At 63.2% G+C, this 25,942-nt stretch carries 24 protein-coding genes; 12 read left to right on the top strand and 12 right to left on the bottom strand.

Annotated elements, in window-relative coordinates; all coding sequences use genetic code 11:
- Positions 1-52: 52 nt before the first annotated feature.
- A complete protein-coding gene (locus M2332_RS08870) occupies positions 53-928 on the bottom strand; it encodes an amidohydrolase family protein (protein WP_264573778.1) in 876 nt (291 codons plus the stop codon).
- 100 nt (positions 929-1,028) lie between these two features.
- Here M2332_RS08870 and M2332_RS08865 point away from each other — a divergent pair, with 100 nt between their 5' ends.
- Complete coding sequence (locus M2332_RS08865; protein ID WP_264573777.1) at positions 1,029-1,973, top strand: 2-hydroxyacid dehydrogenase; 945 nt, start codon at positions 1,029-1,031, stop codon at positions 1,971-1,973.
- Positions 1,974-1,985: 12 nt separating this feature from the next.
- Positions 1,986-2,693, top strand: a complete 708-nt coding sequence (locus M2332_RS08860) for a glutathione S-transferase N-terminal domain-containing protein (RefSeq protein ID WP_264573776.1) — start codon at positions 1,986-1,988, stop codon at positions 2,691-2,693.
- Positions 2,694-2,719: 26 nt separating this feature from the next.
- On the opposite strand, the gene M2332_RS08855 is transcribed toward M2332_RS08860, so the two are convergent.
- Complete coding sequence (locus tag M2332_RS08855; RefSeq protein WP_264573775.1) at positions 2,720-3,844, bottom strand: alpha/beta hydrolase; 1,125 nt, start codon at positions 3,842-3,844, stop codon at positions 2,720-2,722.
- 192 nt (positions 3,845-4,036) lie between these two features.
- On the opposite strand from M2332_RS08855, the gene M2332_RS08850 reads away from it, so the two are divergent.
- Positions 4,037-4,888 (top strand): TauD/TfdA dioxygenase family protein, encoded by an 852-nt coding sequence (locus M2332_RS08850; protein ID WP_264573774.1) that lies wholly within the window; start codon positions 4,037-4,039, stop codon positions 4,886-4,888.
- Positions 4,885-5,274 carry a VOC family protein gene (locus M2332_RS08845; RefSeq protein WP_319801485.1) on the top strand — a complete coding sequence of 130 codons (390 nt, stop codon included), beginning with the start codon at positions 4,885-4,887 and terminating at the stop codon, positions 5,272-5,274. Before M2332_RS08850 ends, M2332_RS08845 begins: the two co-directional genes overlap by 4 nt.
- Positions 5,275-5,294: 20 nt before the next feature.
- Here M2332_RS08845 and M2332_RS08840 read toward each other — a convergent pair whose 3' ends face one another.
- The 3 genes from M2332_RS08840 to M2332_RS08830 form a co-directional block, all read right to left on the bottom strand.
- The gene (locus tag M2332_RS08840) at positions 5,295-6,170 is read right to left on the bottom strand and encodes an IclR family transcriptional regulator C-terminal domain-containing protein (RefSeq protein WP_264573773.1); all 876 of its coding nucleotides are present in this window, start codon (positions 6,168-6,170) and stop codon (positions 5,295-5,297) included.
- 119 nt (positions 6,171-6,289) lie between these two features.
- Positions 6,290-8,824 carry a TonB-dependent receptor gene (locus tag M2332_RS08835; protein ID WP_264573772.1) on the bottom strand — a complete coding sequence of 845 codons (2,535 nt, stop codon included), beginning with the start codon at positions 8,822-8,824 and terminating at the stop codon, positions 6,290-6,292.
- Positions 8,825-9,109: 285 nt separating this feature from the next.
- A complete protein-coding gene (locus M2332_RS08830) occupies positions 9,110-10,180 on the bottom strand; it encodes an alpha/beta hydrolase (RefSeq protein ID WP_264573771.1) in 1,071 nt (356 codons plus the stop codon).
- Positions 10,181-10,625: 445 nt separating this feature from the next.
- Here M2332_RS08830 and M2332_RS08825 point away from each other — a divergent pair, with 445 nt between their 5' ends.
- A complete protein-coding gene (locus tag M2332_RS08825; protein ID WP_264573770.1) occupies positions 10,626-11,036 on the top strand; it encodes a BLUF domain-containing protein in 411 nt (136 codons plus the stop codon).
- Between the two features lie 248 nt (positions 11,037-11,284).
- Here M2332_RS08825 and paoC read toward each other — a convergent pair whose 3' ends face one another.
- From paoC to paoA, 3 genes are read right to left on the bottom strand one after another with little or no spacing between them, the layout of a single operon-like run.
- Positions 11,285-13,486 carry an aldehyde oxidoreductase molybdenum-binding subunit PaoC gene (paoC, locus tag M2332_RS08820; protein WP_264573769.1) on the bottom strand — a complete coding sequence of 734 codons (2,202 nt, stop codon included), beginning with the start codon at positions 13,484-13,486 and terminating at the stop codon, positions 11,285-11,287.
- A gap of 4 nt (positions 13,487-13,490) precedes the next feature.
- A complete protein-coding gene (locus M2332_RS08815) occupies positions 13,491-14,441 on the bottom strand; it encodes an FAD binding domain-containing protein (RefSeq protein ID WP_264573768.1) in 951 nt (316 codons plus the stop codon).
- Positions 14,438-15,073, bottom strand: a complete 636-nt coding sequence (paoA, locus tag M2332_RS08810; protein WP_264573767.1) for an aldehyde dehydrogenase iron-sulfur subunit PaoA — start codon at positions 15,071-15,073, stop codon at positions 14,438-14,440. Before paoA ends, M2332_RS08815 begins: the two co-directional genes overlap by 4 nt.
- 173 nt (positions 15,074-15,246) lie before the next feature.
- Here paoA and M2332_RS08805 point away from each other — a divergent pair, with 173 nt between their 5' ends.
- The 4 genes from M2332_RS08805 (at position 15,247) to M2332_RS08790 (ending at position 19,167) form a co-directional block, all read left to right on the top strand.
- Positions 15,247-15,624 (top strand): DUF1810 domain-containing protein, encoded by a 378-nt coding sequence (locus M2332_RS08805; RefSeq protein WP_264573766.1) that lies wholly within the window; start codon positions 15,247-15,249, stop codon positions 15,622-15,624.
- A gap of 387 nt (positions 15,625-16,011) precedes the next feature.
- Positions 16,012-16,329, top strand: coding sequence for a DUF485 domain-containing protein (locus M2332_RS08800; RefSeq protein ID WP_264573765.1), 318 nt, complete (start codon positions 16,012-16,014; stop codon positions 16,327-16,329).
- Complete coding sequence (actP, locus tag M2332_RS08795) at positions 16,326-18,032, top strand: cation/acetate symporter ActP (RefSeq protein WP_264573764.1); 1,707 nt, start codon at positions 16,326-16,328, stop codon at positions 18,030-18,032. Before M2332_RS08800 ends, actP begins: the two co-directional genes overlap by 4 nt.
- A gap of 28 nt (positions 18,033-18,060) precedes the next feature.
- Positions 18,061-19,167 (top strand): alpha/beta hydrolase, encoded by a 1,107-nt coding sequence (locus tag M2332_RS08790; protein WP_264573763.1) that lies wholly within the window; start codon positions 18,061-18,063, stop codon positions 19,165-19,167.
- A gap of 108 nt (positions 19,168-19,275) precedes the next feature.
- On the opposite strand, the gene M2332_RS08785 is transcribed toward M2332_RS08790, so the two are convergent.
- The gene (locus M2332_RS08785; RefSeq protein WP_264573762.1) at positions 19,276-20,961 is read right to left on the bottom strand and encodes a carboxylesterase/lipase family protein; all 1,686 of its coding nucleotides are present in this window, start codon (positions 20,959-20,961) and stop codon (positions 19,276-19,278) included.
- Between the two features lie 125 nt (positions 20,962-21,086).
- Positions 21,087-22,565, bottom strand: coding sequence for a phospholipase D-like domain-containing protein (locus tag M2332_RS08780; RefSeq protein WP_264573761.1), 1,479 nt, complete (start codon positions 22,563-22,565; stop codon positions 21,087-21,089).
- Between the two features lie 306 nt (positions 22,566-22,871).
- Here M2332_RS08780 and M2332_RS08775 point away from each other — a divergent pair, with 306 nt between their 5' ends.
- Positions 22,872-23,276, top strand: a complete 405-nt coding sequence (locus tag M2332_RS08775; RefSeq protein ID WP_413715950.1) for a hypothetical protein — start codon at positions 22,872-22,874, stop codon at positions 23,274-23,276.
- Between the two features lie 51 nt (positions 23,277-23,327).
- Positions 23,328-23,876, top strand: a complete 549-nt coding sequence (locus tag M2332_RS08770) for a metal-dependent hydrolase (protein ID WP_264571885.1) — start codon at positions 23,328-23,330, stop codon at positions 23,874-23,876.
- A gap of 70 nt (positions 23,877-23,946) precedes the next feature.
- Here the strand turns inward: M2332_RS08770 and M2332_RS08765 are convergent, their stop codons facing one another.
- Positions 23,947-24,246 carry a DUF1153 domain-containing protein gene (locus tag M2332_RS08765; protein ID WP_181561284.1) on the bottom strand — a complete coding sequence of 100 codons (300 nt, stop codon included), beginning with the start codon at positions 24,244-24,246 and terminating at the stop codon, positions 23,947-23,949.
- An 80-nt stretch (positions 24,247-24,326) separates the two neighbouring features.
- On the bottom strand, positions 24,327-24,647 hold the full coding sequence (locus M2332_RS08760; protein WP_264573760.1) for a hypothetical protein: 321 nt from the start codon (positions 24,645-24,647) through the stop codon (positions 24,327-24,329).
- A gap of 161 nt (positions 24,648-24,808) precedes the next feature.
- Here M2332_RS08760 and mnmA point away from each other — a divergent pair, with 161 nt between their 5' ends.
- Positions 24,809-25,915, top strand: coding sequence for a tRNA 2-thiouridine(34) synthase MnmA (mnmA, locus tag M2332_RS08755; protein ID WP_264573759.1), 1,107 nt, complete (start codon positions 24,809-24,811; stop codon positions 25,913-25,915).
- Positions 25,916-25,942: the final 27 nt, after the last annotated feature.

Raw genomic sequence — 25,942 nt, 5'->3', positions numbered from 1 at the left:
AGAGAATACCCATATAACTAGGTTTTAGTTCTAGGAGTCGCGATCGGCACGGTCAAGGCATTTTCATGCCGAGAAGGGCGGCAGGGTTGTCTGAAAGGCAGCGACGGAAAGCCTCTTCTCCCACCCAGGACCGGAGCTGATTGAGCAGGGCCGACGGGTCGGGCACCTGAGCGGTCCGTACAAAGGGCCAGTCCGATCCCCAGATCACCCGGTGGGGTGCCGCGTCTACAAGTGCGGATACGACCGGCTGCATGTCGCTATAGGCGCCCGGCAGTGCCGACCGCCGAAAATAAGTCAGCTTGACCCAGGCCTTGCCGGTGGCGATGGCATCCAGTAGCCGGTCGAAGCGATAGGTGCCCGGACGGTCATCCGGGGAGAGACCGGCGAGGTGATCGAACACCAACGGCATATCGCTCCCAGCGTCGCCAAGCGCCAGATCAGCGCATTGCTCCAAACTTCCCCACACATGGGCGTGAAGCCCGAGAGCGCGCATGTCGCCGCGCAGATCCTCAAGTCGATCAAAGCCTTGCGTCCCCGGATAGGGGCCGCCGTCCGGCCCCGGCACGCCGACAAAACGAAGGGCGACGACGCCTGCGCTTCTTAATGCTGCCAGCCTATCTCGATCGATCGTCGCGCTGACAGAGCCGACTCCCAGCAGCCGGCCCTGGCCGTGGCGCAAAGCATCCAGCAGGGCGCTATGATCGTCGCCATAGAGGGAGGGCTGGATGAGAAGCGCATGATCGAACCCCAGCCGGTCGAGCGTCGCAAGATGCAGGTCGCGGTCGGCGGACGGAGGCTCGTAAGCGCCGCCTGGTGCGAGCGGAAAGTGCCGACGCGGCCCGAAAACATGGGTGTGGCAATCCCAGGCGCCGGCCGGCAGGATGTGCGGAGGACGACCGTCACCGGAGATTCCGGAGTTGCTGGTCATGCTTCTGCCTCCTGACGTGATTTCACCGTCGGGCGACGGCCGGGGCTAGCGCTATTGACCTAATTCTTTAGGTCATGCAAGTCAGCCAGAAGGAGCGAACGTGAACGACCTGCCCGAAATTGCCGTCATCGCCGAGCTACCCGCAGATTTGCGAACCGCGCTCGAACGCGATTTTCGGTTGATCCCCGTCCCGCTCGAAGGCGCGAATGCGCAGCCCGTCACGGCAATTCCATCGACTGTGCGCGCTGTGGCCACGCGGGCGGTCCTTGGCATTCCCTCGGGCCTTCTGGAAGCGCTGCCGGATTTAGGACTCGTGCTCTCCCTCGGCGCGGGTCTGGACAATATCGACGTCGAGGCGCTGGCCGCACGCCAGATCGTCCTCGCGCACACCCCAGACCAGTTCACGGAAGATGTGGCCGATTTTGCACTCGGGCTCATCTACGCCGCCGAGCGCAACATCGTCGCGGCGGACCGGTTCATGCGCAGCGGACGTTGGGCGGAGAACCGCTTCATGAATGGCCGTCGCGTGAGCGCCCGGCGGGTTGGCATTGTCGGGCTGGGTCGGATCGGACGGAGGCTCGCCGAGAAATGTGCCAGCCTGGGCATGTCTGTCGATTACCATGCGCGCGCGCCGGTCGCGGATTGCGCCTACACTTATCATTCCGACGTGACTGCGCTCGCCGCAGCGTGCGACATTCTGGTGCTGGCCTGCGCGGTGACGGATCAGACGCGGCGCATGGTCACCCGCGAGGTCCTGGACGCGCTTGGCCCCCGAGGCATCGTCGTCAACATCGCGCGCGGTGCTGTGATCGATGAGGTGGCATTGATCGACGCGCTGGAAGGTCGCACGATCGCCGGCGCAGCGCTCGACGTGTTCGACAAGGAGCCGGACTTCGACCCGCGCCTGGCCCGCCTCGAGAATGTGATCCTGACACCGCACGCCGCAAGCTTCACATTCGAAGCGCGGCAGGCGGTCATTGATCACCTGATGGACGCGGCAAGAACCTACTTTTCGAGTGTTGATGCTTCCCAGGCCTCAACATAGCGGAGAATTGCGATGCCCAGCCTGTCTGAGATGGAAATCACCCAGCGTTGGCCGGCCGAACACGCCGATCGGATTCAGCTCTACTCCGTCCCCACGCCTAATGGCGTAAAGGTCTCTATCATGCTTGAAGAGACGGGGCTGCCTTACGAAGCGCATCTCGTCGCCTTCTCGACGGACGAGCAAAAGAGCCCGGAGTTTCTCTCGATCAGCCCGAACGGGAAGATTCCGGCCATCGTCGATCCGTCTGGTCCCGGAGGAGACCCGATCGCGCTGTTCGAGTCCGGTGCCATTCTGCTCTACCTTGCGGAGAAGACCGGGCAGTTCATGCCTACCGATGCATCCGGTCGCTGGGAAGCGCTGCAGTGGCTGATGTTCCAGGTCGGGGGCGTTGGTCCGATGGTCGGCCAGCTGGGATTTTTCCACAAATTCGCGGGCAAGGACTGGGAGGACAAGCGACCCAGAGACCGGTACGCGGCGGAAACGGCTCGGCTGCTCAGCGTCATGAACACGCGGCTCAAAGATCGGGAGTGGTTTCTTGGCAAGGACTATTCGATCGTCGACATCTCGCTGCTCGGATGGATCCGCAATATTGTCGGCCTGTTCGACGCGGCAGAGTTGGTTGACTTCGGATCAATGCCCCACGTCGCGCGATGGCTCGAACAAGGACTGGCGCGGCCGGCAGTTCAGCGCGGGCTGACCATGCCGCCGCGCCCGTCCTAAGTCCGGCTTTCCGGCGACGGCGGTGGTCAGCGCTCGTCCAGCCCGTGCCGGTGAAGGAAGGCCGAGAGGAGGTCGGCCACGGCCACATTATTGAGGTCCGCAAAGGGGAGGTGGGTGTTCCCCGAGAGGCCGGCGGCAGGCAAGGACAGGATTTCCGCCTTGCCGCCATGGGCGTTGACGATCGCCACAAAGGTCGTCGCTGCGCGATAGGCCGCACTCCAGTTGGTCGACTGCGCAATGTGGTCGCCGTACACGATCTGGATCGGAATGCGCGTGAGTCGTTTGAATTGCTCGGCGGACACCTTGACCGGGCCGAACGGTCCCTTTCCGGCCGGCGGGCCTTCCCCTTCAGGAAACACGAACCCGGGTGGCTCGTAAGCGACGATGCCTTTGACATTGTCACTCTCGAGCGCGGTCATGAAGGCTCTGAACCCGCCGCCGGAATTGGTGACAAGCACCGTCGGCCCAATTCGGTCGACCGCCTTCGCCGCTGCCGCGCTCTGCAATTGAGCGTTCGGTACAGTGTCGAACTCATCGTACCGCGCGCGCATTGCCTGATCCCAGGCTTGCGGGTCGTCCTTGGGGAACTGGATGCCCGGGAACCAGTTGGGGTAGGCTTCCCCCAGGCGCCAGGCCTTGAAATTCCCCTCATCTCGGCCGGGCACCGCCTTGTAGGTATAATCCTCGCAGCCCCAGTTCGCGCGGCCAACGCGCGGGCCATCCCAGAGGTAGATCGGGAAACCGCGGCGCAGGAAGATGCTCTGGAAGCCTTCGCCGCCATCCCACCGGTTTTGCCACACGGCCACGCTGGAACTGTGCCACAGCAGCAGCGCTGTCTTCCGCGCCCGCCGGGGGATCTGATATTCCACGAAACCATGATCGCACGACAGATGTCCCGATGCGGCGTCACCCAGCAGCGCACCACCGACCGAAAACGAACCTTGCCGCTCAAGGACGATGGGCGCAGCGAATGCGGGAGTTGCCGTGAACGGACTCGCGGCGACGCAGAAGCTGCCGATGCTCGTCAACGCTATCAATCGGCGCAGTGTTCTTCTCATGGATTCGGTCTTCCCCGGAAAGACAGATGACGAATGGCAGGAGGCTCGCAGGGCGCGGAGGCAGTTTCCCACCGCCGGTCTTGCATCATCCATTGCTCGGTGAATGCTACCGGAGAAATTTCCGCTTCTCAAGGCCGGAGGATGGCTTGCGTCCAAGACAAAGCCATGCAATCTGTAAATCCGGAATATTTTCCGGCTTATTGCGGCGCGGGCAGGTTTCAGCGGCGTCTTGAGTAGGCTTCCGCCCAGACAAGAGCGATGCATCGCGGGCGTTGGAGAGGAAATTTGGACGACATTTCAATCACGCGGATCAACGGTCTTATCGGCGCCGAAATTGGCAATGTAGATATTTCCAAGGATCTTGATGACCGGACGATCGAGCAGATCACAAAAGCTCTCGCCGAGAATGGCGTCATCTTTTTCCGCGATCAGGATCTCAGCGCCGACCGGCAACGCGCATTTGCAGGCCGCTTTACCTTGCCGGGCGCAAAGCGCGCGCCGGTGGCGGATGCGCAGATCACCATGATCGAGAAGGAAGAGCAGCAGCTCAAGAATGTGGGCGGCGGCTGGCATGCCGACCAAACGTTTAACGAGATTCCATCCTGGGGCTCGATCCTCGCGGCGAAAGTGCTGCCGTCAGCCGGCGGCGATACGGTCTTTGCGAGCCTCGCGGCTGCTTATGATGATCTCTCCGAGGGCATCAAGACCCAGCTCGAAACGATGCGCGCAGAGCATAATAACGAGCGGGTCATCACGTCGATGTCCCTGCTGCCCCAATATGCAGGCACCAAGGCGAAGGTCGTGAAGGCGACCCATCCCGTGGTTATCCGGCATCCGATCACCGGCCGTAAATCGCTGTTCGTCAACCGCGGCTACACGACCCACTTTGAGGGATGGACACAGGAAGAGAGCGCGCCCTTGCTCCAATATCTGTTCCAGAAGTGCGAACGACCGGAATATCAGGTCCGTCTCAAGTGGCGCCCGGGAACGGTGGCGTTCTGGGACAATCTCCAGGTGCTGCACTATGCCGTCAATGATTATCACGGCGAGCGGCGGGTCATGCAGCGTATCTCCGTTTCGGGCATTCGCCTCGATCGGGCGGGGTGCACAGCAGGGGCCTGCGTGTCCCAACCATGATGTTCAATCACATCTTTGTCGGAACGAACGACTTGGCGAGAGCGCGGCAGTTTTACGATGCCGTGATGGGGGCACTGGGGCACGCCAATACCGCCGCCCCGGACGCGCCCCTGCTTTCTTATCGCTGTGGCGAGCAAGGGTTCGCCGTCAGGGCGCCCCGCAATGGCGATCCGGCAACCTTCGCGAATGGCGGCACGATCGGCTTTCGGGCGCCAAGCCCGGAACATGTCGATGCGTTTCATCGTGCCGGATTGGCCAATGGAGGGGTAGACGATGGCACGCCTGGCACGCGGCCGGGCAGCTACGGCCAGCCATATATCGCCTATCTGCGCGATCCCGACGGCAACAAAGTCTGCGCGACGTGGAAGGCCTCCTGGAAGGACTAGTTGCGCCGGTGCGGCTGCCGTCAGAGCAGCGAAGACGCCGCCTGTTCGATCTCGATCGCAGCCTCCTGCAATGGGCCAAGCAGATCGGCCACCAGCCGATCCAGGGACGCACTGCTGACCGAGGCGGCTGCGACAATCGAAGCCGCCTGAACCCCGCCCAGCGACAGGGGAACGGCAATGGAGCGCTGGCCCAGGAATATCTCCTGATCGTTCAGGGCGTAGCCCTTGCTCCGAGCCTCTTCCACATCGGCCTTCAGGGCTGCGGCACTGGAAAGGGTGTTGGGCGTGAAGGATTGGAAGTCCCAGCCCTTCAGGCGCTCGTCCAAGACGTCCGGCGCCAATCCGGCGAGCAGGACCTTGCCGGGCGCCGTCGCATAGGCCGGCAGTCGCGCGCCGACATGTACGTAAAAGGGCTCGATCGGCTTGTGCGTGCCCCGCGCGATGTAGACCACATCCCGCTCGTCCAGCACCGTGATGCAGCACGTCGCATTCAGCCTGCGCGCAAGCTGGGTGAGAAGCGGTTTCGCGATGGTAGCGAATGGCTGCGACGATAGATAGGAAAAGCCGAGTTTGAGAACCCGGGGGGTAAGGCAGAAACGCCCCTCGTCGGCAACGGCATAGCCCAGCTTCTCCAGGGTCCGCAGAATACGGCGGGTGGTTCCCGGGGTGAGCTTGAGCTCCCGTGCAATCTGACTCAAGGTCCAGTCAGGATTGTCCGATCCGAACAACTCCAGGACGGCTAGCCCTTTTTCCAGCGAGGGAATGAAGTCGTCATCCACCGCGCGCACGCCCTCCTGCTCCCCGGTCTGCGTTTTCGATTTGGCCATGTTCAATATTCCGACTTTTTCGCGGGGAATGATGCTGCTCTGCTTTCCACGGCTGGCGGTCAGAATCAAGCTGACGTCCTTAGCCGATCCTGCATGGCGGACAGAGCCAGAAGCAGACAGGGCCGCCGGCGCCAGCCGACAGCCCTGTGTTGCTTTGGGGCAAGCCGAATGCTCGGCTCAGCGCATCATTAGAAGCTCTTCTCCACAGTCAGGTAGAACTGGCGCGGCGCCGCCGGCTGCGCGTTGGTGTAGGCCGCGCCCAACGCCTGGGAGTCGAACACGTTGTAATAATAAACCTTGTCGAACAGGTTCGTGGCTCCAACGGCGATCGAGAAGTCATATTCGTCGTTGTCGTAAGTCAGGCGGGCATTGAAGACCGAACGCGCCGGCATAAGGTTATCAAAGGTGGTCGACGTGCCGGACACCACCTGGCTCGATTCATAGATCCAGTCCACCCGGGGCGTGATCGATCCGGCCAGTGACGGAAGCTCCGCCGTGTACTGCACGCCCGCATTCGCTGTCCAGAACGGCGAATTCTGCCGCCGGTTGACTGCGCGCTCCCGAATATCCGGCGCCGTCAGCTTGGTGTACCCCACCGAGCCATTGATGAGCAGGCCATCGACGGGATTGATGGTATACTCGGCTTCAAAACCGCGGATTTTTGCGGCCTGATTGCGATAGTAGGTCCGTCCGAGGCAGGTGATGCCGGTGCCTGCCGCCACGACCGCTCCGCAGGTGGTCGACCCCGCAGGGCCTCCCGCGAGTGGGACGAGCGTGCGATTTCCGGGCACGGGCTGACCATTTGCGTCCAGTAGGGCCTCGGATCCCGAAATCGAAGTAGGACGGTTCTTGAAGTCGGTATAGAAGGCCGCGAGATTCAGGCGCACCCGACGATCGAAGAGATCGAGCTTGGCGCCGATTTCGTAAGCGATGTCGTCATTGCCATCATATTGCGCGATCTGCGAGGGCTGTTGCGGGCGCGGATCAAAGCCGGGAAGCGAGTTGCCGGTCGCAGCGGACACATAGATGAGCGCGTTGGACGCCAGCTGATAATTGACGCCGGCCTTCCAGTCGAACCGCGTCTGCTGCGGAACGACGTAAAAGACCGTGTCGCTGGCGCTGGGCGAGGTGTCGAGGACGTTATAAAAGTCGACGACCTTCTTATCGTCCGAATAGCGCAGGCCGCCCACGAAGCTGAGCGCTTCACCAAATGGCCGGATCGTGGCGTTGGCGAAGACCGCCTTGCTCGTCGGGTTGAACTCAGAATCGATCAGCCGCTGGAACGAGCTCTGGGGCGAGATAAAGGCGGCATGCTGCGAGCCATCGGCCGTGAAGTAGAAGCCGCCCACGACCCAGTCGATGAACGATGACTTGCCGGACAGGCGCGCTTCGGCCGTCCAATATTCCTCCGAGAAGGTATTGGACCGCAACACCACATTGAGCGGCGAGCCATCATCGTCATAGGAATGGGTCTCGACCATCTCACGGTGCGCGACCACCGCGAGGAAATTGATGTCGGGATTGATGTCCCAGCTCATCTTGGCTGAGACACCCCAGTTCTTGAGGTCGATGAACGGCGAAAAGCTGGCGCCGCCGCGCACGGCCACACCATTGATCCGCAGGCCATTATAGAATGTGTTGCCTGGGATGACCGTGCCTGCGGCGATGGGATCGCTGAAGCTGGCATAGGTGCTGTAGGGATCGCCCGTCAGGAAGCGGGTGTCATAGGCCAGACCCAAGGTGTTGGCGGCGGACACGACCGTCCCGGACACCCGGTTGTTGATGATCCCGACGATGCTATCGGCGTTGTTCTCGCTCGTATCGCGGATATAGTCGCCCGTCACCGTGAAACGCAGATCCTCGGACGGCTTCCAGAGCAAGGACCCCCGGTAGGCCTGCACATCTTCGCCGCCCTGATGGCCGACGACGCAATCCTTGGGCGTGAACCCGGCGGTCGGCATGTTGAGGGTCGAGGCATAAGGCAAGGAGCCCGATAGCGCAGGCGTGCCGCGCGCGCGCATCTCGCAGGTGAAATCGAGGATCTTCTGATAGCCGGTCCGCTTCTTCGAAAGCGCGGAAACGGAGAGGGCGAGCTGCTCGTTCAACGGCAGATTTAGCGAGCCGCGGAAGTCCATGCGGTCATAGGAGCCGGCTGTGATCTGAATACGCCCATAAACATCGCTGGTGGAGGGCTGCTTGCTGATGATGTTGACCGCGCCGGCGAGCGAATTCCGCCCAAACAGGGTGCCCTGCGGGCCCCGAAGCACCTCGATATGCTCGATATCCAGAAGATCGAAGTTCGACCCGAGCAGCGTCGGGAAATAGACGTCGTCGAGATAGAAAGCGACGACAGGCTCGCTGGCGAGGCTCGTGTCCCGATTGCCGATCCCCCGGATTGTCGCGTCGATACCGGGCCCGAATGCACCCTGCGACTTCCGGAATTGCGTGTTGGGAACCACAGCGGTCAGTTCGCCGACACTGGTGATGCCCTTCTGCTCGATCGCCTCGGCCGTGACCGCAGTGATGGCGATCGGCGTATCCTGCAAATTCGTCGACTGGCGCGTGGCGGTAACCACGATGTCCTCAAGGCCGCCTGCCCGGCTGTCCTGTGGCGTCGCTTGCGGGGCCGCCGATGCCGATCCAACCTGTGCGCTTGCCGGCCCTGCTAACAAAGCGAGAACCAGCGCTGCCGAGCTTATGGTTGCCAATTCCAGGTTTTTCATCTCAGTCTCCCTCGGGCGAATTCTAGCGAAATGGAGACCCTCTCGTCGCCTCTCGCGATGCTCGCCATATTTCCGGATATTTTTCCGGTTAGCGATCTAGCGCGCATTTTCGGCAGCTGCAATCCTAATAATCGGCGAAATCCAGAGAAATTTGGTAGAGGTGCGATGTATCTATTTTGTAAAAATGAGACAGGACTGTGATGAGTCGGGCGATAAAATATGTGATCAACTACAGATATGTCTTGTCTACATGTATGATCTCGCTGAGGGAGTTCATGTATATGTTTATCGATCTACGACAATTTTCAGATGTTTTCCGAAGAATGGGAGGACTTCTTTTTGCAGTCTTTCCGGAACTTTACTGCTGTGATCGCCCGGATAAATGTCCAGTTGATTGCTTATAGCATAGTTGTCTAGGTTTTTATGGAGCTCGGTTGCTGCGGTGACGATCGTGTCCTGATCGCCGACGTCGATGCCAATGGCGCGATAGGTCCTGAGAGCAGCGACATACTGGTCGATGAAACTGAGCGGGGCATTGGCTGCGCGCTTGGCCATGATCGCCTCGCGCGACTCGCCCTGTTCCGTAATCGGCAGATCGACAAAGAGCGGCGGCTTCGCCGGATTGGGCGAGAACGCCGCCGCTGTCGCAAGTGGCCCTGCATATTTGAACGGAAGCCCCCGGGCTGCCTGAGGGGATGCAAGATCGTTGATCTCCCTCACTTCTTTTGCGGTCAATCCCTGCGTTCCGAGAGCGCTCAGGCAACAGGGCGACATCATGTAGAGAACGCCAAACCGCCCTGGGCGCTTCATGCCAATGCGCGCGACGCCGTAGCCGCCCATGGAATGCCCCATCAAGCCACGCGCGGCCGCCTCTGGAATCGAGCGGAACTCCCGGTCGATATAGGCAGGCAGTTCATCCGCTATGAATGTCTCGAAATCGCCGGTGACAGTAGAACTGCCATAGAAAGATCCGCCATACTCATTGCTCCCATCGGGGAACACGACAATGACCTCCGGCACTCCCGCAGCAAAAGCTGCAGCGATCCGCCTGGCCGCATCGAGTTTCTGCATCCAGCTCGCCGCGTCGATGGAGAAGCCGTGCAGGGCGTAAACCACGGAGTATCGCCGCTTGATGTCGCGGCCATAACTCGGGGGAAGAACGACAAAGACCTCGCGCTCGGCGGAGGTCCCAAGAAGATTGTCGGTTATGGCTTGTGAGTGGACCAACCGTCGCTCTACCCGAACCTGGATGTTGGGGGCTTCGGCCTCGCTTGCGATCGATGGAGCGGCGGGAGCGGCGCCAGCGGCCAGCGAGGCGGTGACAAGCCCAAGGGCAACCAGCAACCGCATCTTCATATCTGCATCCTCTCTTGCCGTCAGGCCAGAAGTCTTCTCGCGGCTCACATTTCACACATAGGCCAATTCGACCTGCGCGCACTCACCACTATAAACATATGTTTACATGTTTTATCGGTCAAGCAGCGCTTGTTTTGGTGTTACTGGACCAGTCGCCATGTCGGCGACGCTGCTGGTCAGAAGTCGACAGAGCCCGATCCCTCTTCGTTCGAAGCGGTTGATCCGCTCCAGGCCGAAAGCGGCCGGGTGCGTCCTGAGAAGTCCGCCTCCGCTATGGATGGCTGTGAAATGAGGGGCGCACAGGGAAATCCGCCCGGTGCAACGGAACGCGGATTTGATGACTTAAAGTCAAATCCTCGTCGATTTCGGCTCGCGCACTCGGCTCACCGTGCTGGAAGTATTTGATTAACATCGCATCCCTAGCCCGGTCGCTAAGGAGCCTGCCATGCATCGCATTTTATATATCAGCACTGTCCGTCGGACGCTTTCGGATGCGGAGCTTGAGGACATTTTGGTCGCGTCCCGACGGAATAACCGGCTCGCTGATGTAACGGGCTTGCTCGTGGTAGGGAATCGGCGCTTCCTTCAGGTTCTCGAAGGCCCTGAAGACGCCGTCAATTCGACGTTCTCCCGCATTTCAAAGGATCAGCGTCACTATGCTGTGGTCCAACTGAATAACAAGGCAATCGCGGCACGGTCGTTCGCGCGTTGGGAGATGGGATTTCAGCGGGGTGGCGACGTCAACGAGGGCTCGACCCTTGAAGAGCAGGTGGCAAGCTTGCTTGAACCTGTCACCGACGCAAATTTGAAAGCCTATTTCAGCGGTTTTGCTAAATCCCATAGTCAGCCGGCCTGAGAAACCACCAACATTCGTCATTAGCGGATCCAAGCTCAGGAACCACCAGCATGTTTCCTCATAGGAAGCCCAATAGTCATCTTGGGCGCCGACGATTGACACTCATCGTCCAATCCTCAGTTGGAGCAGAGCGCGGCCTCCATGAGAGCAGAATGCCTCGCAACCATGGCTTGGCCGCCGCGACATTTCTTCGTCGCGCTCAACTCAGGCCGTCCAGCGCTGCTCCACTAAACCTCATTCGCGTCCGCCTAAACCGCCTTCGGTAAGCGCGAGAGATGCTTGTCCAAGGTCATCGGATAATCGCGCAGCCGCACGCCGGTGGCATTGTAGATGGCGTTGGCGACCGCGGCTCCCACGCCGCAAATCCCCAGTTCCCCAACGCCTTTCGCCTTCATCGGCGTGGACCAAGGGTCGGTGGTATCGAGGAAGATGACGTCCTGATGCGGGATGTCTGCATGGACCGGGACCTCATAACCCGCGAGGTCGTGATTGACGAAGAAGCCGAACCGCTTGTCGACCACGAGTTCCTCCATCAGTGCCGCGCCTGCGCCCATGGTCATGGCGCCGATCACTTGGCTTCGCGCTGACTTGGGGTTGAGGATGCGTCCAGCATCGCACACGGCGAGCATTCGCCTGATGCGGGTTTCGCCCGTGAAGGCGTCGACCCCGACCTCCACGAAATGACCAGCGAAGGTGGATTGTTGCGCCCGGTCGGAAAAGTCGTCGGCATAGTCGATGCCATCCTCGGCGACGAGTTCCCCATCGCGCGCGGCGTCGCGCAAGGGCACGGCGCGATCGCCCGAGCGGACCTCGCCGTCGGCAAACGTCACATCGGCATTGTTCAGCCCCAAGCGCGCCGCCACCTGGTCGCGCATCTTGATGCAGGCGGCATAGACGCCAGCCGTCGAGTTGGCGGCGCCCCATTGGCCGCCGGAGCCCGCTGCGGCGGGGAAATCAGAGTCGCCCAATTTCACGATGACGTCGCCCAGATCCACGCCCATCATCTCGGCGGCGGTCTGTGCGATGATCGTGTAGGTGCCGGTGCCGATATCGGTCATATCGGTCTCGACGGTGACCTTACCGTCGCCCGACAGCCGGACCCGTGCCGCGGATTTGGTCAGCTGATTGTTACGAAAGCCGCCGGCCACGCCCATGCCGATGAGCCAGCGGCCCTCACGCACGGAGCCGGGGGCCGTCTTGCGCTTGTGCCATCCGAAGTGCTCCGCGCCGGTCCTGAGGCACTCGACGAAATGACGCGCCGAAAAGGGACGCTCGGGCTTCATCGGATCGACCTGCGTATCGTTCAGGATACGAAATTCCACCGGGTCCATCCCCAGCTTCTCGGCCATTTCATCCATGGCGATCTCCAGCGCCATCAGCCCCGGCGCTTCGCCAGGCGCGCGCATTGCGTTGCCTTCCGGCAGATCGAGCTGCGCCAGTTTCATGGCGACTTCCCGGCTTTCCCCCGCGTAGAAAAGCTTGGTTTGCTGGACGGCGGTCTCCGGTTCGCCATCCGGCAGATTTCCCGAAATGCTCTCATGCGAGATCGCGAGAATGCGCCCATCCTTGTTCGCGCCGATCCGGATATGCTGCAGGGTCGCGGGCCGATGGGTCGTGTTATTGATGATGAGCGGGCGCGTGAGGGCGACTTTCACCGGCCGCCCGACCGTCTTGGCCCCCAGCGCCGCAAGCACGACATCGGAGCGCAGAAACAATTTTCCGCCAAAGCCGCCCCCGACATAGGGGGAATCGAGCCGCACCTGCTCGGGCTTGAGCGATAGGGCCTTGGCAAGATCGCGCTTGCCCCAGGCAATCATCTGGTTCGACGTCCAGACGGTGAGCTTCTCGCCCTCCCATGCGGCGATGGTGGCGTGCGGCTCCATCATCGCGTGGCTCTCGTCCGGCGTGCTGTAGCGCTGGTCGAGTTTGACCTCAGCCTTGGCGTAGCTGGCTGCGAAATCGCCGGCTTTATTGGTCTCGTCCTCGTCCGGAACGGGCTCGGCCCGAGGCGCCTCACGCTGGAGATCGAATTTGCCATCCTCCCGGACATAATCGACCTGAATCAGCGACGCGGCCGCGCGGGCCTGCTCGAACGTCTCGGCGACCACCAGCGCGATCGCCTGATGATAATGCTGGATCTTCGCCCCGCCGAATAGATTGGCGGTGTTCTGGCCGCCGAGCGGCAGCGGCTTATGGTCCAACGTGGTGATGATCGAGAGCACGCCAGGCGCGGCCTTGGCGTCGACCAGATCGAACGACCGGATCGTCCCCCTGGCGATGGCCGCGCCGACGACGAAACCATAGGCCTGGTTCGCGGCGACATCATGCCGCTCATAGGCATAGGGTGCGCGCCCCGTTGTCTTGAGCGGCCCGTCGATGCGATCGGTGGACTTGCCGACGACCTTGAGCTGATCGATCGGGTTCTGGGTGGCAGGGGCATCGAACTTCACGGCATCAACCCTTCGCGTCGTGCAAGATGCCGGCAAGCGTCCGCTCGACCAGCTCGATCTTGAATGCATTGTCCCTGGTCGGCGCGGCGCCGGCGAGGAGGTGCCGGGCCACTGCCTCCGCCCCTTGCGGAAGCGCGGCATCCGCAGCGTCCGTGCGCCAGGGCTTGGGCGCGATCCCGCCCACCGCAACACGGCCAGAGCCATCCGGCTGGAGGATCGCCGCCACCGACACGAGCGCAAAGGCATAAGAGGCCCGATCACGCACCTTGTGATAGACATGCTGGCCGCCAATCGGCTTGGGCAGCAGCACGGCCGTGATCAGTTCGCCGGGCGCCAACGCGGTTTCCACGTGGGGCGTCTCACCGGGCAATTTGTGAAAGTCGGCAATGTCGATCGACCGGATATTGCCCTGTGCATCGACCGTCTCCACGCGCGCATCCAGCAGCCGCATCGCAACCGCCATGTCGCTGGGGTTCGTCGCGATACAGGCAGCGCTGCCGCCAATCACCGCCAACTGGCGGGAGGCGCCCTCAATGGCCGCGCAGCCGGTCCCCGGCTGACGTTTGTTGCAGGGTTGGTTGGTATCGTAGAAATAGGGACAGCGGGTCCGTTGCAGAAGATTGCCGCCGGTGGTCGCCTTGTTCCGGAGCTGCCCGGACGCGCCGGCCAGAATGGCCCGGCTCAGGACAGCATAATCGCTGCGCACGCGCCGATCCGCCGCGAGTGCCGTATTGGTGACGAGCGCGCCGATTCGCAGGCCGCCATCGGGCTCTTGCGTGATCTGATCGAGCTTCAGATCCTGGACATCGACCAGATGGGTCGGCGTTTCGATCTGCAGCTTCATGAGGTCCAGCAGGTTCGTGCCGCCGGCAATGAAGCGGGCGCCCTGGTGGCTCAAGACGGCCGTCGCGGCCTGAGCGGGCGAGGTCGCGCGCTCATAAGTGAACGGCCTCATGCCTTGGCCTCCGCGACTTCGGTAATCGCCTCGGCAATGTTGGAATAGGCGCCGCAGCGGCAGATATTGCCGCTCATCCGCTCGCGCAGTTCCGCGTTGCTGAGTTGCGGCTTGGCCGACAGATCATCGGTGACGTGGCTCGGCACGCCCGCGGCAATCTCATCCAGCATGGCGACCGCAGAGCAGATCTGGCCCGGCGTGCAATAACCGCACTGATAGCCATCATGCTTCACGAAGGCGCGTTGCATCGGGTGGAGCTGCTCCGGCGTGCCCAGCCCTTCGATGGTGGTGACCTTGTCGCCATCATGCATCACCGCGAGCGTCAGGCAGCTGTTGATCCGGACACCGTCGACCAGCACGGTGCAGGCGCCGCACTGGCCATGATCGCAGCCTTTCTTCGTGCCGGTGAGTTTGAGCTCTTCGCGCAGCGCATCGAGCAAGGTGGTGCGCGTATCGGTTTTGAACCTGTGCGGCTGACCATTCACGCTCAGGGTAACCTCGACCATCGCCTCGCGTGGTTGCGGCAAGGGCTGCCGAGCATCGGCGTTGTTCAGGCTCATGGTCGCCGCCGTGGCCGAGCCGCCAACCAGCACGCCGCGTCGAGAGACGTGCCACTCCTCCGATCGATCCATGGCATCGTCGTCCTTCGCACCTGCTGATTGGATAATCCCATGCTGGCCGAACGCAGCAGCCGCCAATTGGCTTCCAAATTATCGTGGGTGGCAGACAGGCGCGGCACTTCCCGGCCTGTTCGGCACCGCTCGGGATAGGTTGGCTTTACAGGCTCCCACTGCCAATGTGCGGGATGACCAGCGATCCATTCGATCTGAACCGATTTGTCGACGCCCAGCAGGGACGCTACGCGCAGGCCCTGGCGGAAATCCGCAGCGGTGCAAAACGAACGCACTGGATGTGGTTCATCTTTCCGCAGATTGCGGGCCTGGGGACCAGCCCCACGGCGCAGCACTTCGCGATCCGCTCGCGCGCCGAAGCCAAAGCCTATCTGGCGCATCCGGTCCTCGGCCCGCGCTATGAGGAATGCGTCATCGCATTACAGGAGCTGCATGGCTCCAGCGCTGAGCAGGTCTTTGGCGCCATCGACGCGATCAAGCTCAGGTCATCACTGACGCTGTTTAACAGCGCTGAGGACAGGCCGATTTTCCGTGCCGCGATCGAGCGCTGATTTGACAGCCCTGACGAACGCGCCGTCGAAATTCTGGGGCAGATGGGTTCATCAGCCTGAAAGAGGGCGGTTGATGAAGCGGAGGCTCATATCGCCCGGCGAACGTATCGCAAACCTTCCTATAAAAATTCGCCCCATCGCCGATTCCAACCCACGCTTGTCACAGCCGAACCTCCCGTGTATTGAATGGCAATCGATTGCAAAATTGCTTTCGGACCTACGAGTTCGGGTCGCCCGAACCCTCTGCCCGGCCATCCAGCACACCTGGCCGGGCAGAGTTGGGCGACCCATGCGGATAAAGTCCCCAGCCGCCGGATGAGGGATTGACTTGCAATCGATGGACAATAGCCTGTCGCACATAAATGCGGCGGGCGAGGGGAGTGGCTGATGGATCTGGATGGCGATCATGAACTTGCGGCCATCAGTCGCGATCCGCATTATCAGGCTCTCGTCCACGCCCGGGGGCGCCTTGGCTGGATTCTGAGCGGCGTGATGATGGCGATCTTCTTCGGCTTCATCCTTCTCGTGGCTTTCGGGCGCACCATTCTCGGCCAGCCGCTGCCGGGCATGACCACGACCATCGGCGTGCCTTTGGGCATGGCGGTGATCCTCTCGGGCATCGCGCTGACCGGCCTGTATGTCTGGATCGCCAACCGCCGGTTCGATGCCGAGCTGGATGCGCTGCGCGCGGAGCATCGCCTGTGAGCGGTTCGCGCTGGGCGGCGCTCGTCCTTATGGTGACCATCGGCGCGTTGATGCCCGGCATCGCCCGCGCGGCGACACTGGGCAATGCCGGCCCTAACATGCCGGCCGTGGTCACCTTCGGCCTGTTCATCATCGTCACATTGGGCGTTACGGCCTGGGCCGCCCGGCGGACGCGCACGACGAGCGATTTCTATACGGCCGGTGGGGGCATCAGCGGTCGGCAAAATGGCCTGGCCATTGCTGGCGATTATATGTCCGCCGCCTCGTTCCTCGGCATCTCCGCGCAGATTTATGCCGATGGCTATGATGGGCTGATCTACTCCACAGGCTTTCTGGTCGGCTGGCCGATCATCCTGTTCCTGCTCGCCGAGCGGTTGCGCAATCTCGGGCGCTACACCTTTGTCGATGCCGTCGCGTTCCGCTTCGCGCAGACGCCAGTGCGGATTTCGTCCGCCTTCAGTTCGCTCACCGTCGTGCTCTTTTACCTGATCGCCCAGATGGTCGGCGCGGGGCAGCTCATCCAGCTGCTGTTCGGCATTCCCTATCCTTATGCGGTCGGGATCATCGGCCTCGCGATCACCGCTTATGTGCTGTTTGGCGGGATGATCGCGACGACCTGGGTGCAGATCATCAAGGCGGTCATGCTGCTCGGCTGCGCCACCTTCATGTCGCTTGCCGTGTTGTATCGGGTCGGCTTCTCGCTGGACACGCTGTTCGAGCAGGCCGTCGCCGCCAAGCAGGCGATCGCGCTGGCCGCAGGCGCCAGCGCCGATGCAGCGGCGGCGAGCGCGCGGGGCATTCTCGCACCCGGCGGCTTTATCAAGGACCCGCTGTCCGCGATCTCGCTCGGCATGGCACTGATGTTCGGCACCGCCGGCCTCCCCCACATCCTCATGCGCTTCTTCACGGTGCGCGATGCCCGCACCGCGCGCGCCTCCGTGCTGTGGGCGACGGGCTGGATCGGCTATTTCTATGTGCTTACCTTCATCATCGGCTTTGGCGCGATCGTGTTCGTCGGCAGCAACCCGGCCTATTTCGATGCCTTGAGCGGCGGGCTGCGCGGGGGCAGCAACATGGCTGCCGTCCATCTCGCGGACGCGGTGGGCGGCGAGGTGTTCATGGGCTTCGTCTCGGCGGTCGCCTTCGCCACCATATTGGCAGTGGTGGCCGGGCTCACCCTTTCCGGCGCCTCGACGATCGCGCATGATCTCTACGCCTCGGTCATCCGCAAGGGCAATGTCGACCAGGCGACCGAGCTGCGCCTGTCGCGGATCACCGTGCTGGTGCTGGCCCTGATCGCGGTGGGGTTGGGGATCGCGTTCGAAAAGCAGAATGTGGCGTTCATGGTGAGCCTGGCTTTCGCCGTGGCTGCCTCGGGCAATTTCCCTGCCCTCTTGCTCTCCATCCTGTGGAAGGATTGCACGACGCGCGGCGTCGCCTGGGGATCGGCCATCGGCACGCTGACCGCGCTGGCGTTGACGATCCTCTCGCCGGTGATCTGGGTTGGCCAGCTTGGCGCCGCGCACGCCATCTTCCCGCTCGCCTCGCCCACATTGGTGTCGATGCCGCTGGCCTTCTTCACCATCTGGCTGATCTCGACGCTCGACCGCAGCGCGCGGGCGCAGGTGGACCGGGCCGGCTACACCGCCCAGCGCATCCGGTCCGAGACCGGCATCGGCGCCGCCGGCGCCAGCGATCATTAATCTGACTCATGCGACAGGAGACGCATTCATGAAGTTTCTGAACCGATCCTCGGCCTGGCTGGTGGCGACGCTGCTCGCCACGACCGGCCCGGCCCACATGGCCAGCGCCCAGCCCCTGCCCGATCCCGCCGCCGTCGCTGCGGCCCCGCTGAGCGCTGAGGACGCAGCCAAGCTCGCGCCCGTCGCGCCGGAACTGCACGGCGCTGCACGCATGGCGCTCTATTATTCGACCCTGATGGGGCCGATGAACGAGGAAAGCGTGCGCGCCTCGCGCACGTCGGGCCGCATGGGGCCGCCCCCGCCGCCGCATCACCGCGACGTTCCGGTCGTCGAGCAGATGATCCCCGGCGTGGCCGGCGCGCCGCAGGTCAAGCTGTACGTCATCAATGCGCAGGAAGGCGCCTGGCGCGGCGGCATCCTGCACACGCATGGCGGCGGCTACATCCTCGGCACGGCCGCCACGGACGTGCGTCGCCTGCAGGAGATGGCCAAGGAACTGAACGTGGTCATCGTCTCCGTCGAATATCGCCTCGCGCCGGAAACGACCTATGCCGGGTCCATCGAAGACAATTATGCCGGCCTGCGCTGGATGCATGACAATGCCGCCAAGCTCGGCCTCGATCCCAAGCGGATCGCCGTGATGGGCGAGAGCGCCGGTGGTGGCCATGCGGCGCTGCTGGCGCTGACCGCGCGCGACCGCGGCGAAATCCCGGTTGCTTTCCAGGTGCTGATCTACCCGATGCTGGATGATCGCACCGGCGGCGTGGTGAAGGTGCCGCCGCACATCGCCACAGTCGGCTGGGACGCGCAGCAGAACCAGCTCGGCTGGAAGGCGTTCCTCGGCCAGCAGCCGGGCACGAACAAGGTGCCGGCCACCGCCGTGCCGGCGCGCGCTGCTTCGCTCAAGGGTCTGCCGCCCGCGTTCATCGCTGTCGGCGGTGTCGATCTCTTCGTGAGCGAAGACATCGACTATGCCCGTCGCCTGACCGAGGCCGGCGTGCCGACCGAGTTGCTCGTCGTGCCCTCCGCCTATCACGGCTTTGACGCCATGGCGCCGGACTCGCCGCAGGCCAAGCAATTCAACAAGGCCCGCATCGAAGCCCTGCGCCGCGCTCTGGCGACGCCAGAGAAATAAGCCGTAGCTTGATCCACAGCGTCTGCCGGCCCTCACCGGTCGGAGAGCACAGACGGGGGCGATCGCAAGGTCGCCCCCTTTTCCTTACCGTCGATCGGGCGTGGGTCGTCAGCCTTTCATCGCGCCGAGCTCGGCCTCGTCCCAACCGGTTCGCATGGCCGAGACGGTGTCGAACCGCATGGTCTGCGCGCCATGGCCCACCACAGGGTCCCATTGCGCCAGCCCGCCATGATTGGGGTTGCCCGTCCGCGCGAAAGCAATCCACGCATCGGCCATCTCGGCCTCCAGCTTGAGGGCCTCGGCATCGCCGCCGGTCATGCTGGCACATCGTTCGGCATTGGCGAAGACATAGGGGATTTCCGCGCAGTGGAAGGCGCGCGGACGCCCGTCCAGCACGGGCGTGCTCCGATCAAAGCTGTAAAGCCATGCCGGGGCGCGACGCAGCGCGGCCTTGCCGCTCGCCTGATCGATGGCGGTCTGGCGGATCGGTGCGGTGGCGATGCGTGACCAGATGTCGCAGGACAGGGCCTCCGGCGTCGTCCGACGAAACGCGGCCACCACCGCCGCGCCGCGCCCTCCCGTGTATCGATCAGCCCGGTTCAGCAGCTCCGCCTCGCTCATCGTGAAAAAGTCCGGCTGGTTGATCCCGGTGGTGAACTCGTTGAGGGTCGTGCCGACGATCAGCGGCACATCAGCCGACAGCGCAAGGGACTGCGGGGCGTCGGGATTGGCGGGCAGCACCGCGCCATCCACTACCGGGGTAAAGCCGTAGCGGCCGCGGGTCCGAGCCTCCATGGAGCCGCCTTCGGGCAGTGGCGGATTCTCCCGGCGGAAGATGGCCGAGCTCGCCGCCAGCAAGCGATCATAGGGTGAGGAGTGCAAGGCGCGCAGATCGGTTTTGCCGATGCCCAACTCCGCCAGCATGAGTTGCCCCAGCTTACGGGCCTGGGCGTGGGGCGTGGCCTTTGCAAAGGACCCGCTCTGAACAATCGCACGGTGAAACAGGCCGCGCGCGGCGGGCATGGCCATCAACGTCGAAACCTTGGCGCCGCCCCCGGACTGGCCGAAGATCGTGACCCGACCAGGATCGCCGCCAAAGACCTCGATATTGCGCTTCACCCATTGCAGCGCCGCGACGATATCCAGCATGCCGACATTGCCGGACTGCGCATAGGCCGGGTCCACGGAGGAGAGGTCGAGAAAACCGAGCAGGTTGAGACGTTGATTGAGCGTGACGACCACCACGTCGCCCCGCTGGGCGAGATTATAGCCCTCGAAGGCGGGGACGTCGTGCCCGGAGCCGGCGACAAACCCGCCGCCGTGGAGCCAGACCATCACCGGTCGTCGGGCATTGTCCGTGCCGGGCGTCCAGATATTGATGCGCAGACAATCCTCGCCGTCGAAGCTGTCATTCCACTGGAAAATGAAGGCCTCTTCGTCATTCTGGCGGCCTGTGCCCTTGTCCTGCGGGCAGATCGGCCCATAGGCGAGGCTGCTGCGCACGCCGGTCCAGGGCTTGGCTGGCTTGGGCGGGAGGAAGCGATTGGCGCCGCCGGTCGTGTCGGCATAGGGGATACCGCGAAACATGGTGATCCCGCCTCGCATGAAGCCGCGCACCCGGCCGTTAGCGGTCTCGACATCCGCCATGCCTGCGCCGGCAAAAATGGGACCGCGCCCGCCGACGGCTTCGGGACTCGCCTGCGCCGGTCGCGCCGCGCTGGCTAAGGCACCGGTGGCGACAAGCCCTTGCAGAAGCGCCCGACGACTTGCGCCCTCTCCACCCGAACCTGTCATGTTCCTCTCCTTGCCCTAATGGCGTCGCAATCGATTACAGGTTTAGACCCTTCGCGCGCGGAAGCAAGTCGGGTGAGGCCGACAATAAGGCTGTGCCGCGCTACCCGCTTGATCGTTGGGGAGGCTCAGACCCTGCTACGGCGCCAGCCGGAGAGGCGGCGGAGCAGGCCGCGGTTGCTGAGGGCTTCGAACATGTCGTCCGGTCCTTCCGGGTCGAGGATCTGGTTGTCCGCCAGCCAGGCCTCGACGCCTGTGAGATCGGGAATCTCATAGGGCACCAGCGTGCGCCGGCGGCTCTTCGCATTTTTCCGACCCTTGAAGCGGAGCGCGTCGATCGTCTCGATCAGCGATCCGCTGGCGGCCAGCTTTTTCTGGACCTGTGCGATACTGGCATCGAGATGCTCGGCCAGCAGATCGTTGCGAACCTCCGCGATGGCGGCGCTGCATCCTGTATTGCTCGGCCGGGAGCAGTCCACGGCCACGTCGCATTCCGTATCGAGCCGCAGGGACCGCGCATTCATGTTGGATGAGCCGACGCGCAGGATCATATCATCCACGATCATCACCTTGGCGTGGACGTAGATCGGCTCCTGATCGCGGGTGACGGGATGGTAGAGCCGGAACCGGCCATGCTTGTCCCGCCGCCGCAGCGCGGCCACCAGTCGGGCGCGCGCGGTATCCATCGCCAGCGGTTCGAGCCAGCCCTGCGCGGCTTCGGGATTGACGATCACGATCTCCGGCCCGTCCGGCTCGTCCAGTCGCCGGGCCATGGCTTCGGCGATGCGGCGGGAGGCGAAATACTGGCTTTCGGCATAGATCCACCGCTTCGCGCGCCCGATCTGCTCGATATAGAGCTGCTCGATCTCGGTTACCTCGCGCTGATCCGGCATTTTGGGTGCCGTGCGGGCGATGAGAACCTCCACATCCTCGAATTGCACGGGCAGCGCTTCCGGCCAGACGTCATGCTTGCTGCGGATGCCGGCAATGGTCTGCCCGGTCGCCCGCTTCCAGCGGTCGCGCGAATGCTCGCCCAGCGCAGCCGCCGCCGGCCCCTGCAGCGCGGTCGTCGCATCGTGCCAGGGCATGTAGGCCGGCCCTTTGCCGGGGCGATGCCGCTCGGGTTCCTCGTCACGATGGGCGCGCGTGTCCCACCGGTCGCCGGTCATGTCGATCCCGCCGCAAAAGGCGAAGCAATCGTCGATCACGACGATCTTCTGATGATGCGACCCGCCGGTGGGGTGATGAGCGTCCAGCTTCACATGGATGCGCGGATGGATGGCCCATTTGGCCACGGTGAAGATGGTCTTGCCGCGGAACAGCGAGCCAATGGCGCCGAGGTCCCAGCGTAGCAGATAGACTTCGAGCTCGGGATTGGTCTCGACCAGCCAGTAGATGAGATCGCCGATGGTAGTCGGTTCCGGTCCATCGGGTTGCCCCTCTCCCCGGTGCGCGAGTTCGATCCGCGCGTCGAAGTCCCAGCCGACCAGCATGATGCGCTTGCGGGCGCGGATCATGGCTTGCCGCGCGAACCGGAAATAATCCTCCGCATCGACGATCACGCAGGCTTTCGCGGCCTTGGCAGCCCGCCAATAATTGCCCTTCATGCCGACGCGCTCCCCGCGACCCCCGCCTCGACGTGTCCGCGAGGGTGGGGCTGTAGGCGGCCTGCTTCGATCATGCTTTCCCCGTTTCAATCGCCATCGGAACCCTGAGGCGTAACGGCTATCATTACGGTTGCAACGCAAAAGGGTGCCCGGAGCCTTGCCACTTTTCGCGCGGAACTGTGCGCGATGGCTCGCGGGGGGGCCGGAGTCTGTCCGTCGCGCCGGCGACTCGGTTCGTCCCCGCAACGTTGCTGCTGCGGAACTGCCCGTCTAGCCGATCGCGAAGCCAGTTTCCCGGAGTTCCCCATGACAATGACCATTCGCACCGCGTTGATTTCTTGCACGGGGCTTCTTCTTGCGGGTCTTGCCGTCCCCGCGCAGGCAGAAGGGCTGGGGGCGGAGGGCAATTATGCCCGCGCCAATGGGCGCTGGGGTGCTGAACTGGGCGCTGGTTATGCGGTGGACTTTGCAGGCTTCAGCCTCACGCCGGGCGCCGGGGTTTATCTGCGCGATGGCGGTACGGCTGCCTATGGCCGGGTGGAAGCGGCTTATCAGATCCCTATGTCCCTGCGCATCGGCATCGGCGCGCGGATCAGCGGCGAGGAGCCGCGCGTCTATGGCACCGTCGCCATGCCCCTGCTGCCCCGCGTTGCCGTGAAGGGCAATGTCGGGGACCGTTATGTGTCCGTGGGGCTGACGGTCGGCTACTGAGCGTCGACGATGGCGGTTGGCTGACAGCCGAAAGTCGCGCAGAGAGGCGACATGCCGACCATCTTCAGCCATGCCGCCATATCCCTATTCACCGGCGGTGCGCTGGGCCGGCGCCGGATTGCGCCAGCCCTTGCGATCATCGGGGGTGCGCTCGCTGCCCTGCCGGACCTCGATGTGATCGGCTTTCCCCTCGGCATCGGCTATGCCAGCAAATGGGGGCATCGAGGCTTTACCCATTCGCTGGCGTTTGCATTCGGCGTGGTCGGCCTGATCGCGCTGGTCTGGCCGCGCGCACGACGTCCAGCGGCCTTTGCCTTTCTGTTCGCCTGCGCAGTGTCCCATCCTCTGCTCGATATGCTGACCGACGGCGGGCAGGGCGTGATGCTGTTATGGCCGTTCGACCATCAGCGGCTGTTCCTCGACTGGCAGCCGATCCGCGTCTCCCCGATCGGCGCGGGCTTCTTCTCGGCACGTGGGCTGGAGACGGCCTACTCCGAACTGCTGCTGATCTGGCTGCCCGGACTGGCTATGATGACCGCCGCGTGGCTTTGGCGCCGCTGGCGCCGCCTCAAAGCAAAGTCGTCCCACAATCGCGCATAAAGAAAGGCCCGCGCCGATGGCTCGGGCGGGCCTGTTTCTTTGAGCGCGGGGGGCTAGGCCCCGCGCTGCCTCAGAAGCGCTGTTGGCGCTCGTAAAGCGACTTGTAATGCTGGATCCGTGTGACCCGCAGCCCCGGCATGCCGGACCGGTCCACCGCGCGCTGCCAACTGGCGAATTCCTCGAGCGTCAGATCGTAACGCGCACAGGCTTCGTCCACTGTCAGCAGGCCGCCATTGACGGCCGCCACGACTTCCGCCTTGCGACGCACCACCCAGCGGGTGGTCGACGGGGGCGGCAGCGAGTCAAGCGTCAGCGGCTCACCGAGAGGGCCGACGACTTGAGCAGGGCGAATCTTCTGGTTCTCGATCATTCTTTCCTCATTCACCGACGGGGATCGGTCTGACACGGTCTTCTTGCTCATGATGTTGACCCCAAAGCTTTTCACTCCGGCTAACCGCCAGAGTGAACGGCGCCTTCACCATTGGTCCCCACCGCCATGAATGCCGCCACGGATGCATTGAACGATCCCGCCGCGCGTCGCAGCGCTGCGGGGCTCGGTGTGTCCGATGCAAAGATCAGGCTCAGCCGTGACGGCTCATCCGCAAGCACGACCGGAAGATCGGCTTCACGAATGGCCCGGGCCGTCGGTGTCGTATCCTGGCGCGCGGCGTGAACCGTGAGCAGCAGGCGCAGATCCGGAATCCGGGGGTTGCGTCCGCTTGCCAGGGCGACAGGCAGGGCCTGATCATCGAGGTTGGCACTTATGTCCATGGCCACCCTGCTAGCAGCCAAAAGATAAGCGCTCGTAAAGGCCGTGGTGACAGGTTGTTAGGTGAGATTACCGGTGCATAGACCGCGACGGACGGTCTTTACTCGCTGGTCACCGGTTGCGGGTGCTGGTCGCTGCGCCCCAATGCGCTTATATGGTGCCAATGGACGGACTTTTTCAGCTTCCAACGCCTCTGCAGGGCAAGCGCATCGTCGTTGCTATGTCCGGCGGCGTGGATTCCAGCGTCGTCGCGGCGCTGGCCGCACGGTCGGGCGCGGAAACGATCGGCGTCACGCTGCAGCTATACGATCATGGCGCCGCCGTGGGGCGGACGGGAAGCTGCTGCGCCGGGCAGGATATTCGCGATGCGCGGGCGGTCGCAGACAAGCTCGGCATCGCGCATTATGTCTTCGATTATGAAAGCCGCTTCCGCGAAAGCGTGATGGACCGCTTCGCCGATGAGTATCTGGCCGGCCGCACGCCCATTCCGTGTGTCCGCTGCAATATGGGCGTTAAGTTCACCGACCTGTTCGCGCTGGCCCGCGATCTGGGTGCCGATTGCTTGGCCACCGGGCATTATGTCCGGCGGGTTGAAGGCCCGGCCGGCGCCGAGCTGCATCGCGCCGTCGATCCCGCGCGAGACCAGAGCTATTTTCTGTTCGCAACGACGCAGGATCAGCTCGATTATCTGCGCTTTCCCCTCGGCGGCATGGAAAAGCCGGTCGTCCGGCAGATCGCGGCAGAACTGGGGCTTGGGGTTGCGCTCAAACCGGACAGTCAGGACATCTGCTTCGTGCCGGATGGCGACTATGCCGGCGTGGTGCGGAAAATCCGGCCCGAAGCCGATGATGCGGGGGAGATCGTCCATATCGATGGCCGCGTGCTGGGGCCGCACAAGGGCCTGATCCATTATACAGTCGGCCAGCGGCGTGGGCTGGAGATCGGCGGCCTCGCAGAACCGCTCTATGTCGTGCGGCTGGATGCCGAGCAGCGCCGGGTGATCGTCGGGCCGAAGGCGGCACTGGCCGTGCGCGCCGCGCGGCTCGACGAGATCAACTGGCTCGGCGGGACGTTCCATGGAAGCTTGAGCGCAAAGGTGCGGTCCATGGCCCGTCCCGTTCCCGCCCGACTGGATGGCGACCGGTTGCTCTTCGAGAGCGAAGAATTTGGCGTGGCGCCGGGTCAGGCGGCGGTGCTCTACGATGGCGACCGGGTGCTCGGCGGCGGCTGGATCGCGGAAACGGAAGGCGCGGAGATGGCCATCGCATAAGGGCCGCGAGCCCTGCCGTGAAACAAA

This window comes from Sphingobium sp. B11D3A (assembly GCF_025961695.1).
Lineage (GTDB): Bacteria > Pseudomonadota > Alphaproteobacteria > Sphingomonadales > Sphingomonadaceae > Sphingobium.
The sequence above is the reverse complement of the archived record's forward strand: the minus strand, read 5'-3'. Positions and strand labels throughout refer to the sequence as shown.

What these genes read in the sequence shown, in the direction of transcription:
- M2332_RS08870 (WP_264573778.1), bottom strand. Translation starts at nt 928, where the DNA reads ATGACCAGCAACTCCGGAATCTCCGGTGACGGTCGTCCTCCGCACATC.
- M2332_RS08860 (WP_264573776.1), top strand. Translation starts at nt 1,986, where the DNA reads ATGCCCAGCCTGTCTGAGATGGAAATCACCCAGCGTTGGCCGGCCGAA.
- M2332_RS08855 (WP_264573775.1), bottom strand. Translation starts at nt 3,844, where the DNA reads ATGGATGATGCAAGACCGGCGGTGGGAAACTGCCTCCGCGCCCTGCGA.
- M2332_RS08845 (WP_319801485.1), top strand. Translation starts at nt 4,885, where the DNA reads ATGATGTTCAATCACATCTTTGTCGGAACGAACGACTTGGCGAGAGCG.
- M2332_RS08835 (WP_264573772.1), bottom strand. Translation starts at nt 8,824, where the DNA reads ATGAAAAACCTGGAATTGGCAACCATAAGCTCGGCAGCGCTGGTTCTC.
- M2332_RS08830 (WP_264573771.1), bottom strand. Translation starts at nt 10,180, where the DNA reads ATGAAGATGCGGTTGCTGGTTGCCCTTGGGCTTGTCACCGCCTCGCTG.
- M2332_RS08825 (WP_264573770.1), top strand. Translation starts at nt 10,626, where the DNA reads ATGCATCGCATTTTATATATCAGCACTGTCCGTCGGACGCTTTCGGAT.
- M2332_RS08815 (WP_264573768.1), bottom strand. Translation starts at nt 14,441, where the DNA reads ATGAGGCCGTTCACTTATGAGCGCGCGACCTCGCCCGCTCAGGCCGCG.
- paoA (WP_264573767.1), bottom strand. Translation starts at nt 15,073, where the DNA reads ATGGATCGATCGGAGGAGTGGCACGTCTCTCGACGCGGCGTGCTGGTT.
- M2332_RS08805 (WP_264573766.1), top strand. Translation starts at nt 15,247, where the DNA reads ATGACCAGCGATCCATTCGATCTGAACCGATTTGTCGACGCCCAGCAG.
- M2332_RS08800 (WP_264573765.1), top strand. Translation starts at nt 16,012, where the DNA reads ATGGATCTGGATGGCGATCATGAACTTGCGGCCATCAGTCGCGATCCG.
- M2332_RS08790 (WP_264573763.1), top strand. Translation starts at nt 18,061, where the DNA reads ATGAAGTTTCTGAACCGATCCTCGGCCTGGCTGGTGGCGACGCTGCTC.
- M2332_RS08785 (WP_264573762.1), bottom strand. Translation starts at nt 20,961, where the DNA reads ATGACAGGTTCGGGTGGAGAGGGCGCAAGTCGTCGGGCGCTTCTGCAA.
- M2332_RS08780 (WP_264573761.1), bottom strand. Translation starts at nt 22,565, where the DNA reads ATGAAGGGCAATTATTGGCGGGCTGCCAAGGCCGCGAAAGCCTGCGTG.
- M2332_RS08775 (WP_413715950.1), top strand. Translation starts at nt 22,872, where the DNA reads ATGACAATGACCATTCGCACCGCGTTGATTTCTTGCACGGGGCTTCTT.
- M2332_RS08770 (WP_264571885.1), top strand. Translation starts at nt 23,328, where the DNA reads ATGCCGACCATCTTCAGCCATGCCGCCATATCCCTATTCACCGGCGGT.
- M2332_RS08765 (WP_181561284.1), bottom strand. Translation starts at nt 24,246, where the DNA reads ATGATCGAGAACCAGAAGATTCGCCCTGCTCAAGTCGTCGGCCCTCTC.
- M2332_RS08760 (WP_264573760.1), bottom strand. Translation starts at nt 24,647, where the DNA reads ATGGACATAAGTGCCAACCTCGATGATCAGGCCCTGCCTGTCGCCCTG.
- mnmA (WP_264573759.1), top strand. Translation starts at nt 24,809, where the DNA reads ATGGACGGACTTTTTCAGCTTCCAACGCCTCTGCAGGGCAAGCGCATC.